This window comes from Kastovskya adunca (assembly GCF_059505785.1).
This window is the reverse complement of sequence record NZ_JCACLG010000033.1, coordinates 44,064-60,433: the sequence shown is the minus strand read 5'-3', so window position 1 is coordinate 60,433 and position 16,370 is coordinate 44,064. Positions and strand designations below refer to the sequence as shown.

Genomic DNA, 16,370 nt, shown 5'->3' with positions numbered 1-16,370 from the left:
TTAGCCTCAGCGCCCTTTGAGCTTTTGTCTCTAACTAGCGCTGCTCAGGCGCATACCAATGCGACGAAGTTGTCCGCGTAGACTGGCGTCTATGACCTGAGAGCCTACTTTAATGATCACACCACCAATCAAATTCGGGTCGATGCTTGTTTCTAGTTCCACCTGCTGAGCGTTGGTCATCGTTTTGACTCGCTCACAGACAGATTGCCGTTGCTCATCGCTGAGTTCGACAGCGGAGGTTACTTCCGCCAGCATCGTCTGATTAAGCTTCCGCAGCAAGGCTTGAAAGTGCTTACAAACCCCTTCTAGAAACTGAATGCGCCGTCTATCGACCAGCAGCTTCAAGAAGTTCATCGTCAAGGGATGAACTTGTTCTCCAAAAACTTGCTGCATTACAGCTTTTTTATCTTCCGCTTTGACTATCGGACTAGCCAAGAATTGATTCAAGTCTTCTGAATCTTTCAGTAAGCTCAACAAACCGGCGGCATCTTCTGCCATTTTATCGACGATGTTACTGGATTGGGCCAGAGACATCCAGGCCTCTGCGTAAGGCTCTATTATTTCAGCGGTTAATAAACTACCTTTCATGAGCCACCTCCCACCATACCAATGCTGCGATTAATCAAGTTTTGTTGAGCAGAGTCATCTAAGCGGTCTTTGAGTTGGGACTCTACTCGCTGCATTGCCAAAGCTGCCACTTGTGAACGAAGTTCAGCGATCGCTCTTTCTCTTTCTGTATTTAAGTCCTGAGTTGCAGTCTCTTTCATGCGCTCAATGTCTTTGGCAGCAGCACTTAAGACTGCCTCTCTTGCTGCTGAGGCATTTTCTTCTGCCGTAGCGCGAATCTTTTCTGCTTCTGACTGAGCTTTTGCTAACTTTTGCTGACCATCTGCCAAAGCAGAGGCAGCATTTTTAACACGAGCTTCAGCGTCTTTGATAGTTTCTTCAATTTTGGCGCGTCTCTGGGAGAGGACATTTCCCACAGTTTTACGCCCAAAAACAAATAGAACCCCGATGACAATAACGAGGTTAATTAGATTGGTTCCTAGAATATCGAAATTTAGACCGAAACCGCCTTCTGAGGCGCTCTCTGCCGCTTCCGTTGCTAGGAATAAATACGTTCCCACGATCGCCATTTTTACAACTGCGCTTGCGTTTTACTTGTTAATACTTTGACTACAGAAGTGTGAAGTATGACTTTTTTGTATATCTTGCTCCTGAGAAGAACAAGATAATATAGTTTTTCATCCTTCAACCTTCTAGAGTCGCTTTACTTTACTAGCTCAGACCCGAGGAGTTTTTCTAAGATCTGGCGACTGAGACTGTCCACTTCTTGCTCTAGGGAAGCCATTGCTTGAGCTTTCTGCTGCTCGATCTCTTGAGCGGCTTGCTCTCGTTGAGCTTGTGCTTCCTGTTGTGCGGCTGCCATTTTTTGGGCAGCAATTTTCTGGGCGTCCTCTTGGGCTGCGGCAATAGTGCTTTGAGCCTTGCGTCGCGTTTCACCTAACTCTTGTTCGTACTGCAGCGCTAATTTGTCTGCTTTCGTTGTCCGTTCCTTGGCGTCCAACAAGTTTTTGCGGACGTATTCCTCACGGCTATCAATTGCTTTTGTTAGGGGTTTGTAAAACACAATATTTAACAACACCACTAAAAGCAAAAATTGCACTGCCATCAACGGGAGGGTGGCATCAAAATCAAATAAGCCCCCTTCAGCAGCAGTTTCCGTTGCTTCAACGGCTAGCAAAATTGTCCAATAGGTCATCATGATTAGTCGGTTCCCAGAGCTTACAAAAGGTTGAGACTAGAGCTGGGAGTTGGATGCATTTTATGGGCTGTAGTCACTGAGCTACAGCGCTCAGACCGCAATAGCAAAGCAAGTCTGAGCGCTGATAAAAGCCTTACGAGAAGGGGTTAGCAAATAACAACACGAGGGCAACTACAAGACCGTAAATGGTTAGCGCTTCCATGAACGCTAAGCTCAACAGCAGCGTACCCCGGATTTTTCCTTCAGCTTCTGGCTGACGAGCAATACCTTCTACTGCCTGACCAGCAGCATTTCCCTGACCAATACCAGGGCCAATAGCAGCAAGACCAACAGCTAAGGCAGCAGCGATAACGGAAGCAGCAGAAACTAATGGATCCATGATTAATTTTCCTTGAGTTAATTAAAGTACAAAAAACAGAGGCTTCTACCTCCAAAAAATCCGCACGGGTGGGCGGACTGGCAACAGGAGGTATCTAGAGTTGGGAAACGCGAGTGTTGCCTTGACTAATGATGCTCTTCTAGTGCCTCACCAATGTAGGCGGCTGCTAGAGTAGCAAAGATCAGCGCTTGAATGGCACTCGTAAATAGACCCAATGCCATTACGGGAATTGGTACAAATAGGGGAACCAGTAGCACCAAAACAGCCACCACCAATTCATCGGCGAGAATGTTTCCGAAAAGTCGGAAGCTTAGAGACAACGGTTTAGTGAAGTCTTCTAAAATTTTGAAGGGCAACAAAATTGGTACTGGCTGCGCGTAACCTGCAAAGTATCCCAACCCCTTTTTACTGATACCCGCGTAAAAGTAAGCTAGAGAAGTGAGTAATGCAAAGGCAACCGTTGTATTGATATCACCTGTAGGAGCCGCTAACTCACCTTCAGGGAGTTCAATGAGTCTCCAGGGAATTAGTGCCCCAGACCAATTTGACACAAAAATGAACAAAAATAGAGTGCCGACAAAGGGCACCCAGGGACGATATTCTTTCTCCCCGATTTGGGTTTTCGCCAAATCCCGAATAAATTCTAGGGCGTACTCCATAAAATTTTGAATACCCCTGGGAATTCGTTGGGGATTGCGACTAGCGGCGATGGAAGCAATCAGGAGAAGGCCGATCACAAACCAGGACGTTAGAAATACTTGTCCATGGACTGTGAAATTGCCAAAGTGCCAGTAAAGATGCTTCCCAACTTCTAATTCAGCAAGGGGGAAAGAATTGATAATGCTTAAACCGTGGATCATTTCCATTAGGGAGATTTACCCAGATACCTATCAAGAGTGAACCCTGTTGACTAGCTTAAAGCTACTTCTACTACTTATTAGAAGAAGGAGGAAGTAGAGTGCTTTGCAGCACATAAGCGATGAGGGCGGCTTTATACGTCAGAAATCCTAAAAATATGGGCAAAATTTGCAGTTTTTGCCACTGACTGGCAACGACAAATACTCCAATAAGCAGCGCCAGCCGGGTAGAACTTGGACGCCTTTTTTGTTGACCGAGCCGCTCAACCTCTTTTGCCAACATTCTCAAGTAAATCATACCTGTGCACGCCCCGATTAAGTAATTCAAGGCGATGTCAATCGAGTAAAAAATCCAAACCGAGATAAAAATAACTCCTGTCATTGCCAGGGTTATCACCAGTAAATTTCGCTTGAGTTGGTAATACTCCTGCATGGAGGAACCAGCAGTAGTTGGTGAGGCGCTTTCTTGAGAAAGTTCCTCGTCGGGTGCTGGTGTCGGTGGAAGAGAGTCGTCTGACAAGTTCACGGGTAGCAGCAAAAGACCTTTAGAGAAAGCTGGCTCGATCGCCATAAGCCAGAGGTAATCATACCATGCGCTGGTAACAATACTTAAAGAAGTTTCAATCTTTGGTATGCTTGCAACCACTGCCTTATAGGGGGCGATCGCCAATCTATTTGTTGACCAAAAGTCTCTCTAGATGACAAAAACAGAAATAATCGGGAGAAACGGGAACATAGTAGTCCTTTGTCAAGCCTTATTAACCAAATTGGCTTAAACCCATTAATAAACACTCTGGGTTAGAAAGATTGCCAATGCTTATAAGTTGACGATAAAACTTACAAGTTATAGGTTCGTCACGTACTTCTCTAGCTCGGCTCAAAAAATTACCTTAAAGACAGGGGTAAACTATGACAAAGATTTTGCTCATAGAGGATGATGAGCGGATTGCAGAAGCGCTTGCCGAAGACCTCACCGATCGCCATTATGCTGTCGATATTGCTCATGACGGTCAACTGGGTGCAGAACTGGCAGAAAGCTTCAGTTATGACTTAATTTTGCTTGATGTAATGCTGCCCAAAGTCGATGGTATTACCCTTTGCCGGAAACTCCGCGCTGAAGGGGTAAGTCTCCCCATTTTGATGCTGACGGCTCGTGATTCAGTAGATGACCGAGTAATTGGTTTAGATGCGGGGGCAGATGATTATCTGGTCAAACCCTTTGAACTTCAGGAGTTGTCAGCACGGATTCGAGCGCTACTACGTCGGGGAAATTCGACATTTTCACCTCTACTGGAATGGGGAGACTTACGACTTAACCCCAATACCTGCGAAGTTTTTTACGAAGCTCGTCTTCTCTCTCTAACCCCGAAAGAATACAGCCTGCTAGAACTTTTTCTCCGCCACAATCGTCGCGTCTTTAGTCGCGCTCAAATTCTGGAACACCTCTGGTCTTTTGAGGAGATTCCCGAAGAAGCAACCGTGAAGGCACATATTCGCGGCTTACGGCAAAAACTTAAGTCTGCTGGGGTTCCGGTTAATTTGATCGAGACGGTTTATGGTCTGGGCTATCGTCTCAAACAACATTCCTAAAATTGCCCGTTTATTCCCTATTGTTTAACTCAATCTAGCGTTAACTTTCCCTGTCAATGTTGCTGGCTGGGGGAGGAAAGTTAGTTTGATGTATGGGAGAGTTTTAGTCTTGATGTTGATGTACTCATTGAGAGAACTGCATGTTTCAAGGCTTACGCTGGCGTCTTTTGTTGTCATATCTAATCGTAATGGCAGCCATTATGGGCGCATTTGGTAGTGGCGTCTATTTGTTCTTTATTCACAGTCTCTATCGCCAACTTGATGAAAAGCTTCTGACTGTTGCTCAAGCTGCGGCTCCCTCATTAACGGAAGTTAAAGTCCAAGGAAGTGAGTATCTTGATCAGGTAGAGGAAGTGCCTTGGCGTGATATTTTTAACCGCAACCAACAAAGCTTGGAATGGTTTAACGCTGAGGGCAAAGTGTTAGCAAGTAAAGGAACACTTTCGTTAAGCTTTCCTCCCAAAACAGGTTCGGTGACATTAAAGCGATCGCAAAGACCAAGACATATTCGCACCTTCACCATTTCCATCTACAAAGGCGACCCTAACTCCAGTAAGGCTTCTCTGGAAGGGTACATTCGCGCCAGCCAGTCTACAGAGGATTTAGAAACCGTACACAGTCAACTGCTGTGGGGGCTAGGAATGGGAGGAGCGATCGCGCTTGGACTGGTAGCTGTTGGCGGCTTATGGCTGACAGAGCGAACCCTAGAGCCAATTGAGCAAAGTTTCAGACGATTGAAACAATTTACTGCCGATGCATCCCACGAACTTCGCAGTCCTCTGACGGCGATTAAAACCTCAACTGATGTGATCTTGAATCACCCAGAACGCATTCATCCGAAAGATGTTAAGAAGTTGTCTGCTATTGCCCTGGCTACCTCTCAAATGAGCACATTGGCGCAAGACTTGCTTTTTTTAGCACAGACGGATGCTTACGCCTCAGTTCCACTGCGGGAGTCCATCCCGATTTCCCTCAACAAGCTCTTACAGGACTTGTTGGAATTACTCGAACCCTCCGCACAATCCAAGGAAATTACTCTGCAAGCACGATGGTTGGCGAAGGTGTCTGTCGTGGGCGATAAAGCACAACTTGCCCGCTTATTTTCTAATCTTCTGGAAAATGCCCTGCAATATACTCCTGCGGGTGGCAAGGTAGAGCTTTGTCTAGCTAAACAGAATCGGTTTGCTTTAGTGAATATCAAGGATACAGGCATCGGTATTGCCAAAGACCAGATTCCCTTTATATTTGATCGCTTCTGGCGTGCTGATCCGGCTCGCACTCGGCGGGCGGGAGGGACAGGGTTAGGGCTGGCGATCGCTCAGGCGATCGCGCAACGTCATGGCGGCAAGATCTCCGTCACCAGCAAGCTAGAAGTCGGCAGCTGCTTTCACATTCGTCTCCCAGCGTTTTGAGACGTTATTCCACAATTCTGGGGATTTTTTCAATAACGTTGCGGATCTTATCGAGTTTTTTACTTTTGAGAGCTATTCTCAAGACCAGACAGAAGAAAGCATCAATTTCATCAGGAGTCACTGTGATGATCAACACACAGCACCTCTCAACTCGCACCGATGAAGCTAGATTGGAAGGCTTAATTCTAGCTGGTCTGACGCCTCAGCAGGCGCAAGAGATGAGAAATCAGTTAGATTCTGACACTCTTGAATTCGAGGAGTTGACGAAAACTCCTAACGGCAGATTGGCACTACAAAGAAGTAGTTGGATTGATGTCTGGATTTAAAACTGCTAGCTAAAGAGCAGTGAGTAAAAGCGACCAATATGTGAGGGGTTCACAAGACTGCCAACGTCAGCCCTTGTTCAAATCAGTGACAGTCCGCTTCCCTAAGTCCCTGCTCAGAACCTGCCTGCTACTCAACCACTCCAGATAACGCGATCGCGCTTTTCTCAAGCTTTATTCCGATATCAATAGTTCTCATGCCGTCTTTCGGCAGCTATAGGGCTTAGAAAAAAGCCTGTCTTGAACTGCGGGCGTAACGTTTACAAAACATAACATTCAGTAGGTATTTGCAAAATGAAAACTCGCATTCAACTACTAACCGCTATTTTCGGCTTAAGTGCTCTAATCAGTGCTCCGGCATTTGCCCAAGCTAATCAACTTGAAGACGCCTTCACTGGCATTCCTGGAGCAAGAGAAGAAAGTACCTCGGAATCTCTCAATCCACCTGCTAAGAAGAAACAAACTCTTCAAGAGACGCCTACTGAGACGATCCCTGAAAGTGCCGACGAAACAGAGATTCCCGTGGATGATGCCCCACAGGTTCCTGTTGATGCAGTTCCAGTGTCCCCTACAGACGAAACATTAGATAGTTCTGTTGATGCTGAACCAGCAGGCAACAACTTAGTCGAGCAAGCAGCTGACAGCGAACAATTTCAAACTCTTGCCAAAGCCATTGAGGCAGCTGGGTTAGAAGAAACCCTATCAACCGAGGGGCCTTATACCCTTTTTGCACCGACGGATGAAGCCTTTGCCGCCTTACCAGAAGGCATCCTGGAGCAACTTCTACAACCGGAAAATAAAGAAATTTTGGTGCAACTGCTGAGTTACCATGTCGTTCCTGGTGCAATTACTAGCAGTCAAATTGAGTCAGGAGAAGCCGAAACACTAACGGAAGGGACACTCGAAATTACCAAAAATTCAGATGGGACAGTGAGCGTCAACAACGCCACCGTAACTCAAGCTGATATTCAAGTCAGCAACGGCGTTATTCATGCTGTTGACCAAGTAATTTTACCGCTACAGGCTCAGACTCAGTTAAAGGTAGAACCTGAAGTAGCCAGCAATAACTAAAAGCAAGCTTCTTTCAGTGCAGTTTCAAGTTAGCCATTCCTCAGTTAAAGCTTTGAAGTCTCCAGTTTTGCCCCTGGGGGCTTTTTCTTTGTTTTAACAACTAGTTCTAAAGAAGTACCTCGATTGCAAGAGGTGACAACTTGAATGCCTCCCCTAACCTGGGAGGATAGTAGACTTTGTATTTAAAAAGTATTATGAAATTGCAAACTCCTTTGCTGCTCGGTATTCTGGCAGTCAGTGCCCTGTTCAGTTCTCCGGCAGTGGCTCAAACAATTCGGATAGAAAAGTTCTTTGGTCATACACCTCCTTATAGAACAGAGGGGTATCGCTCTGAGTCTCTCAACCCAGTCGAACAGAGGGAAAGTTCTAATGACCGATCAGTAACAAACAATAATTTGGTCGAAATGGCAGCTAGAAGCGATCGCCTCCAGACATTCGCCACAGCAATTAACGCCGCTGATTTAGAGAGTACTCTTCTGATGGAGGGGTCTTACACAATTTTTGCTCCTACGGATGAAGCCTTTGCTAAGCTGCCACCTAGAACCCTAGAACAGCTCCTTCAGCCAGAAAATAGAGACTTACTAAGACAGGTGCTGTCTTACCATGTGGTACCTAGTGAGATCAGAGGAGGCGAACTGCAATCTGGACAGCTTGAAACCTTAGTTGGCAGCCCACTAGAGGTACAAGTTGATGCCAGTGGTCGGATTCGTGTAGAAAGAGCCAGGGTAGTTCAACCCGATATTCAGTCAAGCAACGGCGTCATTCACGCAATTGACCGAGTGATTTTACCTCCCGCCGTTCAATCACAGTTGTCGGAGACGCCAACAAATTCCTTTTAGGTTAGATACTTTGGTAAAAGACTAAAAGCGATCGCTTCTTAATTGCTACAGCTCAGGACTTACGCAATAGGCTATTTCTGCGTAAGTTCTGAGTGACAACGACGCCCACAGCACCGAATAGGACTATAGATGTCAAGCCTGTCCGTGCAGCTCTTTAATTTTGTCCAATGCTTATACTTTTTGGGCTTTGTGACGGCGTAACAATTCCGCTACGGGTAAAACGCCAAAGGCTAAGAAAGAACCAGGTTCAGGAACCTGTGCGTTGGAGTCACCAGCCACACGGTTACGAACAGCAACAGCCGTATCGGGATTGTCACTGAAGACACCATCAACGCCCAGCTTAAAGAACTGTTCGTATTCCAGTTCGGGGTTTCCGTTATAATCCGGAGCCAGAAAAACATCTTCATTGCGGAAGGTGTACGGATGCACAAGCAAACCAGCGGCGTGAGCATCGCTGACTAGTGTTGTTGGCTCAAGTAGCTGTCCATCCTCGCCTGTGGGAACAATCAAGCGCTTAGACGGGCCAATCCCACTCGCATAGTCAGCAATGTTGCTCAGTTCTGTTGGAGCAGTTAGATTGCCATAGGTACGAGAATCGCCATTCAAAACAAAGTCATAAGGTTGAGCATTTGCGCCGCCAAATAACTGAACCAGAGGCAAATTGGTTAACTGAGCCAGGTTTAGCAGGTTGCTTACTTCAAAAGACTGGATAAACACAGCGTCGTCAGCGTCTGTGTAGCCATTGGTACTGAGAAGTTCAACTAAAGGTTCTTCCAAAGATAGACCGATGGAGTCGAAGTAGCTAGGGTGCTTGGTTTCTGGATATATTCCAATGGTGCGACCTGTTTCGGCGCTTTTTTGCTTGGCTAAATCAATAACTTCCTGAAGCGTCGGGACTTCATACAGACCGTCATACTCAGTCCCTCGTAGTTGAGGAAGGCGCTCTTTTGCTCGGAGTGTCTTGATTTCTGCCAGGGTAAAGTCTTCGGTGAACCAACCCTCTACTTCTACGCCATCAATCACTTTAGTCGTTTTGCGATCCGCAAACTCTGGGCGAGAAGCAACGTCTGTCGTTCCAGAAATTTCATTTTCATGGCGAGCAACTAGAACGCCGTCTTTCGTGGAAACGACATCAGGTTCAATGTAGTCAGCTCCCAGTTCAATCGCTAGTCGATAAGCTTCTAAGGTGTGTTCTGGTCGGTAGCCGCTCGCCCCCCGATGTCCAATTACAATCGGAGGTGCCCCTGTCAACGTTGCGGCTACGGCTTCACCAACGGGTGAAAGTGTGGCAACGGCTGTTGCTAATAATGCTAATTTGCAAAAACGAAACATATTGCACTCCAAGATTAATCGGCGTTGCGTTGATGTGAATATCAATTTGGGTAGGTTAAGACTTAGTGCTGCTGTTAACTCGTTTGATATTGAGAACAAGGCAAATTCAATTAGCCAAATAACCTGAGACAATTTCCCTACGTAAATATACGAGTTAGACATTAAGCTTTAGGGCAATGTTGAGTTAATTTGTGTATAAATACTGGTTAATAAAGGATTAAAAGTCAATAAAAATTGCCTCAGTCTGTAATTAGAGTGAGGCAGGAATTTGGTAGTTCAATCGAAACGGAAGCCGATTGTCTACGTTGTTGTATTTTTTAAGCTGGTGTCAGTACAACCAACTGACGTTGGAGTAGCGATCGCACTTCTTCTAACCCCAATTTCACCTGAGCCAGAATTTCTCTCACCGTCTGCTGTTGGGCTACATTCGCATCACAAGCTTGGAGAAACTCAAATTCTGCTTCTGACAAGTTAACAATCTGATAATCGTAGTTAAATAGGCATTTACTGGGCCAACCATCCATGCAAGGATTCCGTTCGGGAATGGCGGCTAAAAGCGCTTCATCAGTAGACCAGTCTGCTTTTGGTAGAGGAGGACGTGCGAGGAAGAATTCGTAATGGCTGACTTCTGGATCTAAGAGTTCTATTAAACGATAACGTTCGCGATCGCTTAGTTCTTTGGCTCGCTCTATTAGGGTCGGATCTTTCCCGAAAAGCCGCTCTAACTGCCAATAACTTGGATTAGAAAAGCCCAAAAACTCTAATCCTGACGCATCGATCAATTCAAACAAGGTGTCAATGTTATAGTCAATTTCCTGAGGATGCACGTACATATCTGCAAAGTTGGCATCCCGCTGATTTTCCATTGACCAGCGTTCTTTTTCTCGCTTTACTATACGATTGGTTTCCGGTAGAGAGGCAAAGAGCGATCGCCCCAACTGTACCCCATCGCGATAGTCGCCTCGTTTGTCCCCTTGCAAAAGCGCGATCGCTTTCTGCATCAGTTGAATTTCCCAGCGCCCCAACTCAGCATAGACAAAGATATGCATCAATCCACCGGGAGCCAACTTAGGGGCGAGGGATTGAATACCTTTAATCGGATCGGGCAAATGGTGCAGCACTCCGACACAATTAATCAAATCAAACTCGCCGTCGAGTTGGTCTGCATTGTACAAACTCAGGTGATGGAACTCAACGCGATTTGCCCCAGAACGCTGACAGCGTTCCTTGGCGACAGATAACGCCCCCGCACTCAAATCAATGCCCACTACCTGCGCTTCCGGATTTAGATGCACCAAATACTCTGTCCCGACACCCGTTCCACAGCCCGCATCAAGAATACGGACATCCTGCCTTTGAGGTTTTTGTCCAGTGCAAAAGTTATAAGCGGCAAGCCAGTTCCAACGCCAGTTGTACCCTGGTGGGGGAGCGTCGAGTAAGGGTTCTGGCGGAAAGGGATAAGTATCGTAAAGCCGCTGTACCGCAGCACTCGGATCAGGAGTAGTGTTCATGAACATTGGGCAGTAAAAGTTTTCAATAATAACGGAGAACGTAACAAAACTTATAGAGTCTCTCAGTGATATCGCTTTGATCCACTATGATGACCCTGGGAAGCCATTAAGAGAGTTCTATAAACTTCTTAACAAATAACCTGACAACATCCGAAACGTTTTAATCTAGAAGCTGACCTGGTAAGTCCAGGGCATTCGTTTGATGAAGGCATCACCGTTGCTTTTATCTTTTTTATAAAAGCAAAACTCAACGTGTGTGTCAGACCGACCTAAACAAACGAAAGTAAACAGATTGGCAAACTGGTCAGGCTTAACGCAGCAGCAAACCTGATGGGAGATTATTGAAAAATAATGAGTGTTAAGGCAAGTGGTGGAAGCTCAGTTGCACGTCCACAACTATATCAAACGGTTCCAGTCTCAACGATTATCCAAGCCGAACAACAAGACCGCTACTGCGGTAGTGGTGAGCTAACCGAGCTTGCCAGTTACTTTAGCTCTGGAACAAGACGCTTAGAAATCGCAGAGGCTCTCAGTGAAAATGCTGACCTAATTGTCTCCCGCGCCGCCAACCGAATTTTTGTCGGCGGTTCACCGATGGCTTACCTGGAAAAACCCAGGCAAGATGTTGGTCAAGAACTCGTCATGGCAGGCGCTAATCGCGATAGCGACGAAGCCCGAGAAACGATGCGATTAGGGACAGCTACTTATGTAGAAAGCACAGGTGGCTTTCTAGAAGGTTTGCGATCGCTCTTTTCGGCAACAGGTGGCGGCCCGACTCCAGCAGGATTCCGACCGATCAACGTTGCCCGCTATGGCCCAAGAAACATGCAGAAGTCTCTGCGTGACTTGTCTTGGATGTTACGCTATTTGACCTACGCGATCGTTGCGGGTGACCCCAACATCATCACCGTTAATGTTCGCGGTCTACGAGAAATCATTGAGAATGCTTGCTCTGGGGCAGCCACACTAGTCGCTCTCCAGGAAATGCGCCAAGCCGCTGTTGGCTACTTTAAGCGGGAAGACGACGCCAAGGATATTGTTAACCAGTACTTTGAAATCCTGGTTAACGAATTCAAAGCGGCAATTCCTTCAGACCAACTCCGGCAGCGTCCTTCTGGCGACCAGCAAGGTCTACAACTACCCCAAAGCTACTCTAATGCAGCCGAGCGTCGTCCTAAATTTGTGATGAAGCCCGGCTTGTCAGCAACAGAAAAGCAATCTGTTGTCAAAGCAGCTTATCGGCAGGTTTTTGAACGCGATATTACCCGCGCTTATAGCCAAGCCATTTCTTATCTAGAATCACAAGTTAAAAACGGCGACATCTCCATGAAGGAGTTTATCCGTCGCTTGGGTAAATCTCCAATTTATCGGAAACAGTTCTACGAGCCTTTTGTCAACAGCCGCGTTCTAGAACTTGCCTTCCGTCACTTCCTCGGTCGGGGCCCAAGTTCTCGCGAAGAAGTCCAAACGTACTTCTCTATCGTTTCTGATGGCGGTCTATCGGCACTGATAGATGCTCTGGTGGATTCCTCAGAATACTCCGACTACTTCGGTGAAGAAACAGTCCCCTATCTGCGGGGTCTGGGTCAGGAAGCCCAAGAATGTCGTAACTGGGGAATGCAGCAAGATCTGCTGCGCTACAGTGCGCCCTTCCGCAAAGTACCTCAATTTATCACCACCTTTGCCGAATACGATAAGCCGTTACCTGACCAGCACGTCTACGGTTCTGGCAATGATCCATTGGAAATTCAGTTTGGGGCAATCTTCCCGAAAGAGAAGAAAAATCCTAGCACCAGTCCTGCACCTTTTGGCAAGGATACCAGACGCATCCTGATTCACCGGGGCCCTGGTATTAATAACCAACTCGGTAATCCTGCGGCGCGGGGTGAGTTCCCTGGTTCTTTGGGACCGAAGATCTTCCGTCTAGACCAACGCCCCTTCTCTGGTATTGGCAGCCGTGGCAACAATGCCCAAGGCATCAAGTTCTCCGAAAGCTCTACTCAAGCATTAATTCGGGCTTGCTACTTCCAAGTCTTCGGACGGGATGTTTACGAAGGACAGCGGCTGAAGGTTGCCGAAATCAAGCTGGAAAACGGCGAGATTACGGTGCGCGAGTTTATCCGGATGCTGGCAAAGTCTGACTTGTTCCGCAAGCTCTACTGGACATCTCTGTATGTCACTAAGGCGGTTGAATATATTCATCGCCGCTTGCTGGGTCGTCCTACCTACGGACGCCAGGAAATGAACAAGTACTTCGATACCTGCTCCAAAAAGGGCTTCTACGCCTTAGTGGATGCCATTCTCGATACTTCAGAATACTCAGAGGTGTTTGGAGAAGATACCGTTCCTTACGAGCGTTATCTCACTCCCGGCGGCGTACAGTTGCGCTCCTCACGTCCGGGTAGCCTAGGTAAGGATATTGGCACCCGCGTTGATAAGGAAGTCACCCCACGCTTTGTGGAACTGGGTCAAGTTGCGGAAGTGCGGTCAGAACCAGATCTTCAGTTCCGCATTAACCAAGGTGTATCGGCGCAACGCCAACAGACTAAGGAATTTAAGCTGACTGATAACACCGATAAGACGGCGGTACAAACCCTGATTCGGGCAGCCTATCGGCAAGTGTTTGAGCGAGACATCGAGCCTTACGTGAGCAAAAACGAGTTTACGGCTCTCGAAAGCAAGCTCGGTAACAATGAAATCAATGTCAAAGAGTTCATTGAAGGCTTAGGTTGCTCAGACCTCTACATCAAAGAGTTCTATGCTCCCTATCCAAACACTAAGGTGATTGAACTAGGAACCAAGCACTTCCTAGGACGGGCACCGGAAAGTCAGAAGGAGATTCAGAAGTATAACCAGATTCTCGCGGCTGAGGGTATCCGTGGCTTTGTCAGCGCCTTGGTCAACAGTACGGAGTATTCCCAAGTCTTTGGCGAAGATACGGTACCTTATCGTCGCTTCCCGACGCTCCCAGCAGGAAACTTCCCGAATTCTGAGAAGTTGAATAACCGTCTAACGAAGCAAAGCAAGGACATTGTTGTTCCTAGCTTCGAGACTGTTAAGCCTCGGATGGATACCTATAAGCTGCCCCTAACTGGCAAGGCGATCGCCGACTTGGCAGCCAAGGGACGGCAGATGGACATGAGCAAGCCGAAGTTCATCGAACTCGGTCGCTCCTTCCAAGATGGTGAAGGTCAGTCGGTGGAAGTGGGTGTTGGTACAACTCGCCGTAAGCCAGCACGGATTTTCCGCCTCACTCCCGGCACAAATAGCCAGGAAACAGAAAAGGTAGTTAATGCCATCTACTGTCAGGTGATGGATATCTTTAGCGGTCAGGTTCCACCAGAAATTCGTCGTTCTGAGTTGGACAGCAAGCTTCGTAACGGGGAAATCTCGGTGCGGGAGTTTGTTAAGACCTTGGCGGGTAGCGAAATCTACCGTCGTCGTTTTTACACGCCGTATCCCAACACTAAGGTGATTGAGTTCTTGTTCCGTCACCTATTGGGACGTGCGCCTGCGACTCAAGACGAGATTCGTCAGTACAACAAGCTGCTTGCTGAGAAAGGGCTACAGGCGGCTGTGGAAATGATGGTGGATAGTCAGGAATATGCTCGCTTCTATGGTGAGGATGTTGTGCCTTATCCCCGCTTCCCCTCTTTACCTGCGGGTAACTACATCGGTAGCGTGAAGGCGCAAACTGATTTGGTGAAGCAGGCGTGGTCTGATTTGTCGCCGTCTTCTCTCGCGACGCGCTTTGGTCGCAAGTAATTGTTGATTTAGGGGTAGGTTTAATATCTACTCCTAGAAAGATTAGTTAATAGTTCCCCTCTGATTTGTTAGCAGGTCAGGGGGATTTTTTACTTTGAATTTTGAACCGTAAAGATGCATAGACGCGCTAGCAGCTTGCCGAAGGCTAGGACGCGAAGAAAGAGAATAAGATAAATATTTTGGCTATCTCAGTTTGTAGGACAATAGAGCAACAGTAAAACCTATCAAACCTTTACAAATAGACGATATTATTGCTGTCTAAATTGTACGCGTACTAATCGTCATATGTTTAGTGTCACAATAAAAACTAAAGCAAAGGGAAATGCTACTAACCCGACAACAAAGCACGCAGTTAGTTGTAATTTGCCGCGTTGAGCAAATTTAGCTATCGATTTTTGCCACTGCGGTATTGGCAAGGCATCAAGTCCCCCAACCTCAATTAATATCTGACTTGCTTGATTCTTACATATAAATGCTTGTTGGATTTTACCTATTTGTTCATATGAAGCAGCTAATAAAAACAAACAATTAGCTTTACCTTACTTATCTCCAGTTTCTTTTCTTAAGTTCAAAAGTTGCTGACAGTAATCAATTGCCTGCTGGTATTGCCTTAGAGAAGTGTAAGCATTGCCCAAGGCTGTAAAAGCACCTACAATTCGCCACTGTTCATCCTTATCTTGTTGTAAGAGTTGTACTAGCTGGCTGTACAGTTCAATGTGGATAGCATTGTAGCCACGCAGAGCTAAAAAGTCATTAATGTTATTAGTAATTGTGTCAAAAGCTTGAGCATATTTTCCCAACTGGCACCAGTGATAAAAGACTTCTAAGTATTCTGTAATGTAATCTATGGCTTGCTAGGGTCATTGTTTCAGTTTTAAAAGATAGTAATAAATATCTTTCTGGTGCGCCTCAGTCAGATTTTCTGCCTTGTGTTATCTGCTAACCAAACCTTTAGTTTTTGGATCTCATCAGTACGTCCATGCCAGTTCGTTACACTAGGGCGATTGTCATCAAAAATTAGAGAATAGTTTTTATGTCTGTTGCACTCGGTTAGCAAAAAGCTCGGCAAGTTGATCGTCTTTAATTGCGGCAAAATAATCTTCTGGCGCATCTTTAGTGGCATTAGCAACAGATGACCAATACTGAGTAGCCGTTTTTGCCAGTTTTCTTAAGTCTCTTCTGTAATTTGGGTAAGTTTCAGCTTCTGCCGCAGTCAGAATAACTAACGCGATCGCTTGTCCTACCGCTTTCGTTAAGTCATCATTACTGCGATCGTCCTGACGCAGGCGCTCTGTCAGGCTCCCTAAATCATTGGCGACAATCCCACTTAAAATACCTGTGACAGTGCTGATGGCGATCGCCACAGTATTGGCATCGGGCAATCCACCTAAACATAAAGCCCCACTGATAATTACTGAGCCGCTAGCCAGGAGTCGCCCGCGTATCTGTCCCAAGTGATGCAGAGGCGTGGGCTGAAGGAATTAGAAGATTTATAAACGATTCTAGACTCAACCCTTATAGGTCTA

General features: G+C 46.5%; 17 protein-coding genes. 6 read left to right on the top strand and 11 right to left on the bottom strand.

The features are described 5' to 3' along the window. Window positions 1-30 precede the first annotated feature (30 nt). From atpH to AC5JR3_RS13160, 6 genes are all read right to left on the bottom strand, one after another. Window positions 31-588 (bottom strand): ATP synthase F1 subunit delta, encoded by a 558-nt coding sequence (gene atpH, locus AC5JR3_RS13185; protein ID WP_495846670.1) that lies wholly within the window; start codon window positions 586-588, stop codon window positions 31-33. Continuing rightward, window positions 585-1,136 carry a F0F1 ATP synthase subunit B gene (locus tag AC5JR3_RS13180; RefSeq protein WP_495846668.1) on the bottom strand — a complete coding sequence of 184 codons (552 nt, stop codon included), beginning with the start codon at window positions 1,134-1,136 and terminating at the stop codon, window positions 585-587. Before AC5JR3_RS13180 ends, atpH begins: the two co-directional genes overlap by 4 nt. Window positions 1,137-1,270: 134 nt before the next feature. Continuing rightward, on the bottom strand, window positions 1,271-1,762 hold the full coding sequence (locus AC5JR3_RS13175; RefSeq protein ID WP_495846969.1) for a F0F1 ATP synthase subunit B': 492 nt from the start codon (window positions 1,760-1,762) through the stop codon (window positions 1,271-1,273). A 136-nt stretch (window positions 1,763-1,898) separates the two neighbouring features. Next, window positions 1,899-2,144, bottom strand: a complete 246-nt coding sequence (gene atpE, locus AC5JR3_RS13170; RefSeq protein WP_446338636.1) for an ATP synthase F0 subunit C — start codon at window positions 2,142-2,144, stop codon at window positions 1,899-1,901. Between the two features lie 125 nt (window positions 2,145-2,269). Next, a complete protein-coding gene (atpB, locus tag AC5JR3_RS13165; protein ID WP_495846666.1) occupies window positions 2,270-3,010 on the bottom strand; it encodes a F0F1 ATP synthase subunit A in 741 nt (246 codons plus the stop codon). 64 nt (window positions 3,011-3,074) lie between these two features. Further along, entirely contained in the window at window positions 3,075-3,647 is a 573-nt protein-coding gene (locus AC5JR3_RS13160) for an ATP synthase subunit I (protein ID WP_495846664.1), read from the bottom strand. A gap of 263 nt (window positions 3,648-3,910) precedes the next feature. Here AC5JR3_RS13160 and AC5JR3_RS13155 point away from each other — a divergent pair, with 263 nt between their 5' ends. The 5 genes from AC5JR3_RS13155 to AC5JR3_RS13135 all read left to right on the top strand — a co-directional run bounded on the left by AC5JR3_RS13155 (window position 3,911) and on the right by AC5JR3_RS13135 (window position 8,236). After that, window positions 3,911-4,591, top strand: coding sequence for a response regulator transcription factor (locus AC5JR3_RS13155; RefSeq protein WP_495846662.1), 681 nt, complete (start codon window positions 3,911-3,913; stop codon window positions 4,589-4,591). Window positions 4,592-4,731: 140 nt separating this feature from the next. Continuing rightward, the gene (locus AC5JR3_RS13150; RefSeq protein WP_495846660.1) at window positions 4,732-6,003 is read left to right on the top strand and encodes a sensor histidine kinase; all 1,272 of its coding nucleotides are present in this window, start codon (window positions 4,732-4,734) and stop codon (window positions 6,001-6,003) included. A gap of 125 nt (window positions 6,004-6,128) precedes the next feature. Then, the gene (locus AC5JR3_RS13145; RefSeq protein ID WP_495846658.1) at window positions 6,129-6,329 is read left to right on the top strand and encodes a hypothetical protein; all 201 of its coding nucleotides are present in this window, start codon (window positions 6,129-6,131) and stop codon (window positions 6,327-6,329) included. 291 nt (window positions 6,330-6,620) lie between these two features. After that, window positions 6,621-7,397: a fasciclin domain-containing protein gene (locus AC5JR3_RS13140; RefSeq protein WP_495846656.1), complete on the top strand. Its 777-nt coding sequence runs from the start codon at window positions 6,621-6,623 to the stop codon at window positions 7,395-7,397. 194 nt (window positions 7,398-7,591) lie between these two features. Next, entirely contained in the window at window positions 7,592-8,236 is a 645-nt protein-coding gene (locus tag AC5JR3_RS13135; protein ID WP_495846654.1) for a fasciclin domain-containing protein, read from the top strand. 171 nt (window positions 8,237-8,407) lie between these two features. On the opposite strand, the gene AC5JR3_RS13130 is transcribed toward AC5JR3_RS13135, so the two are convergent. After that, window positions 8,408-9,568, bottom strand: a complete 1,161-nt coding sequence (locus tag AC5JR3_RS13130) for a glycerophosphodiester phosphodiesterase (RefSeq protein ID WP_495846652.1) — start codon at window positions 9,566-9,568, stop codon at window positions 8,408-8,410. Window positions 9,569-9,885: 317 nt separating this feature from the next. Beyond that, window positions 9,886-11,079 carry a class I SAM-dependent methyltransferase gene (locus AC5JR3_RS13125; RefSeq protein WP_495846650.1) on the bottom strand — a complete coding sequence of 398 codons (1,194 nt, stop codon included), beginning with the start codon at window positions 11,077-11,079 and terminating at the stop codon, window positions 9,886-9,888. A 351-nt stretch (window positions 11,080-11,430) separates the two neighbouring features. Between AC5JR3_RS13125 and AC5JR3_RS13120 the strand changes: the two genes are divergently transcribed. Further along, window positions 11,431-14,844 carry a phycobilisome rod-core linker polypeptide gene (locus AC5JR3_RS13120; protein ID WP_495846648.1) on the top strand — a complete coding sequence of 1,138 codons (3,414 nt, stop codon included), beginning with the start codon at window positions 11,431-11,433 and terminating at the stop codon, window positions 14,842-14,844. Between the two features lie 281 nt (window positions 14,845-15,125). On the opposite strand, the gene AC5JR3_RS13115 is transcribed toward AC5JR3_RS13120, so the two are convergent. The 3 genes from AC5JR3_RS13115 to AC5JR3_RS13105 form a co-directional block, all read right to left on the bottom strand. Further along, on the bottom strand, window positions 15,126-15,368 hold the full coding sequence (locus tag AC5JR3_RS13115; protein WP_495846646.1) for a hypothetical protein: 243 nt from the start codon (window positions 15,366-15,368) through the stop codon (window positions 15,126-15,128). A gap of 15 nt (window positions 15,369-15,383) precedes the next feature. After that, complete coding sequence (locus AC5JR3_RS13110; RefSeq protein ID WP_495846644.1) at window positions 15,384-15,644, bottom strand: tetratricopeptide repeat protein; 261 nt, start codon at window positions 15,642-15,644, stop codon at window positions 15,384-15,386. 231 nt (window positions 15,645-15,875) lie between these two features. Further along, window positions 15,876-16,298, bottom strand: a complete 423-nt coding sequence (locus tag AC5JR3_RS13105) for a hypothetical protein (RefSeq protein ID WP_495846642.1) — start codon at window positions 16,296-16,298, stop codon at window positions 15,876-15,878. Window positions 16,299-16,370 lie beyond the last annotated feature (72 nt).

Coding starts and splice junctions, on each gene's coding strand:
- atpH (WP_495846670.1), bottom strand. CDS start 588: ATGAAAGGTAGTTTATTAACCGCTGAAATAATAGAGCCTTACGCAGAG.
- AC5JR3_RS13180 (WP_495846668.1), bottom strand. CDS start 1,136: ATGGCGATCGTGGGAACGTATTTATTCCTAGCAACGGAAGCGGCAGAG.
- AC5JR3_RS13175 (WP_495846969.1), bottom strand. CDS start 1,762: ATGACCTATTGGACAATTTTGCTAGCCGTTGAAGCAACGGAAACTGCT.
- atpE (WP_446338636.1), bottom strand. CDS start 2,144: ATGGATCCATTAGTTTCTGCTGCTTCCGTTATCGCTGCTGCCTTAGCT.
- atpB (WP_495846666.1), bottom strand. CDS start 3,010: ATGGAAATGATCCACGGTTTAAGCATTATCAATTCTTTCCCCCTTGCT.
- AC5JR3_RS13155 (WP_495846662.1), top strand. CDS start 3,911: ATGACAAAGATTTTGCTCATAGAGGATGATGAGCGGATTGCAGAAGCG.
- AC5JR3_RS13150 (WP_495846660.1), top strand. CDS start 4,732: ATGTTTCAAGGCTTACGCTGGCGTCTTTTGTTGTCATATCTAATCGTA.
- AC5JR3_RS13145 (WP_495846658.1), top strand. CDS start 6,129: ATGATCAACACACAGCACCTCTCAACTCGCACCGATGAAGCTAGATTG.
- AC5JR3_RS13140 (WP_495846656.1), top strand. CDS start 6,621: ATGAAAACTCGCATTCAACTACTAACCGCTATTTTCGGCTTAAGTGCT.
- AC5JR3_RS13135 (WP_495846654.1), top strand. CDS start 7,592: ATGAAATTGCAAACTCCTTTGCTGCTCGGTATTCTGGCAGTCAGTGCC.
- AC5JR3_RS13130 (WP_495846652.1), bottom strand. CDS start 9,568: ATGTTTCGTTTTTGCAAATTAGCATTATTAGCAACAGCCGTTGCCACA.
- AC5JR3_RS13125 (WP_495846650.1), bottom strand. CDS start 11,079: ATGAACACTACTCCTGATCCGAGTGCTGCGGTACAGCGGCTTTACGAT.
- AC5JR3_RS13120 (WP_495846648.1), top strand. CDS start 11,431: ATGAGTGTTAAGGCAAGTGGTGGAAGCTCAGTTGCACGTCCACAACTA.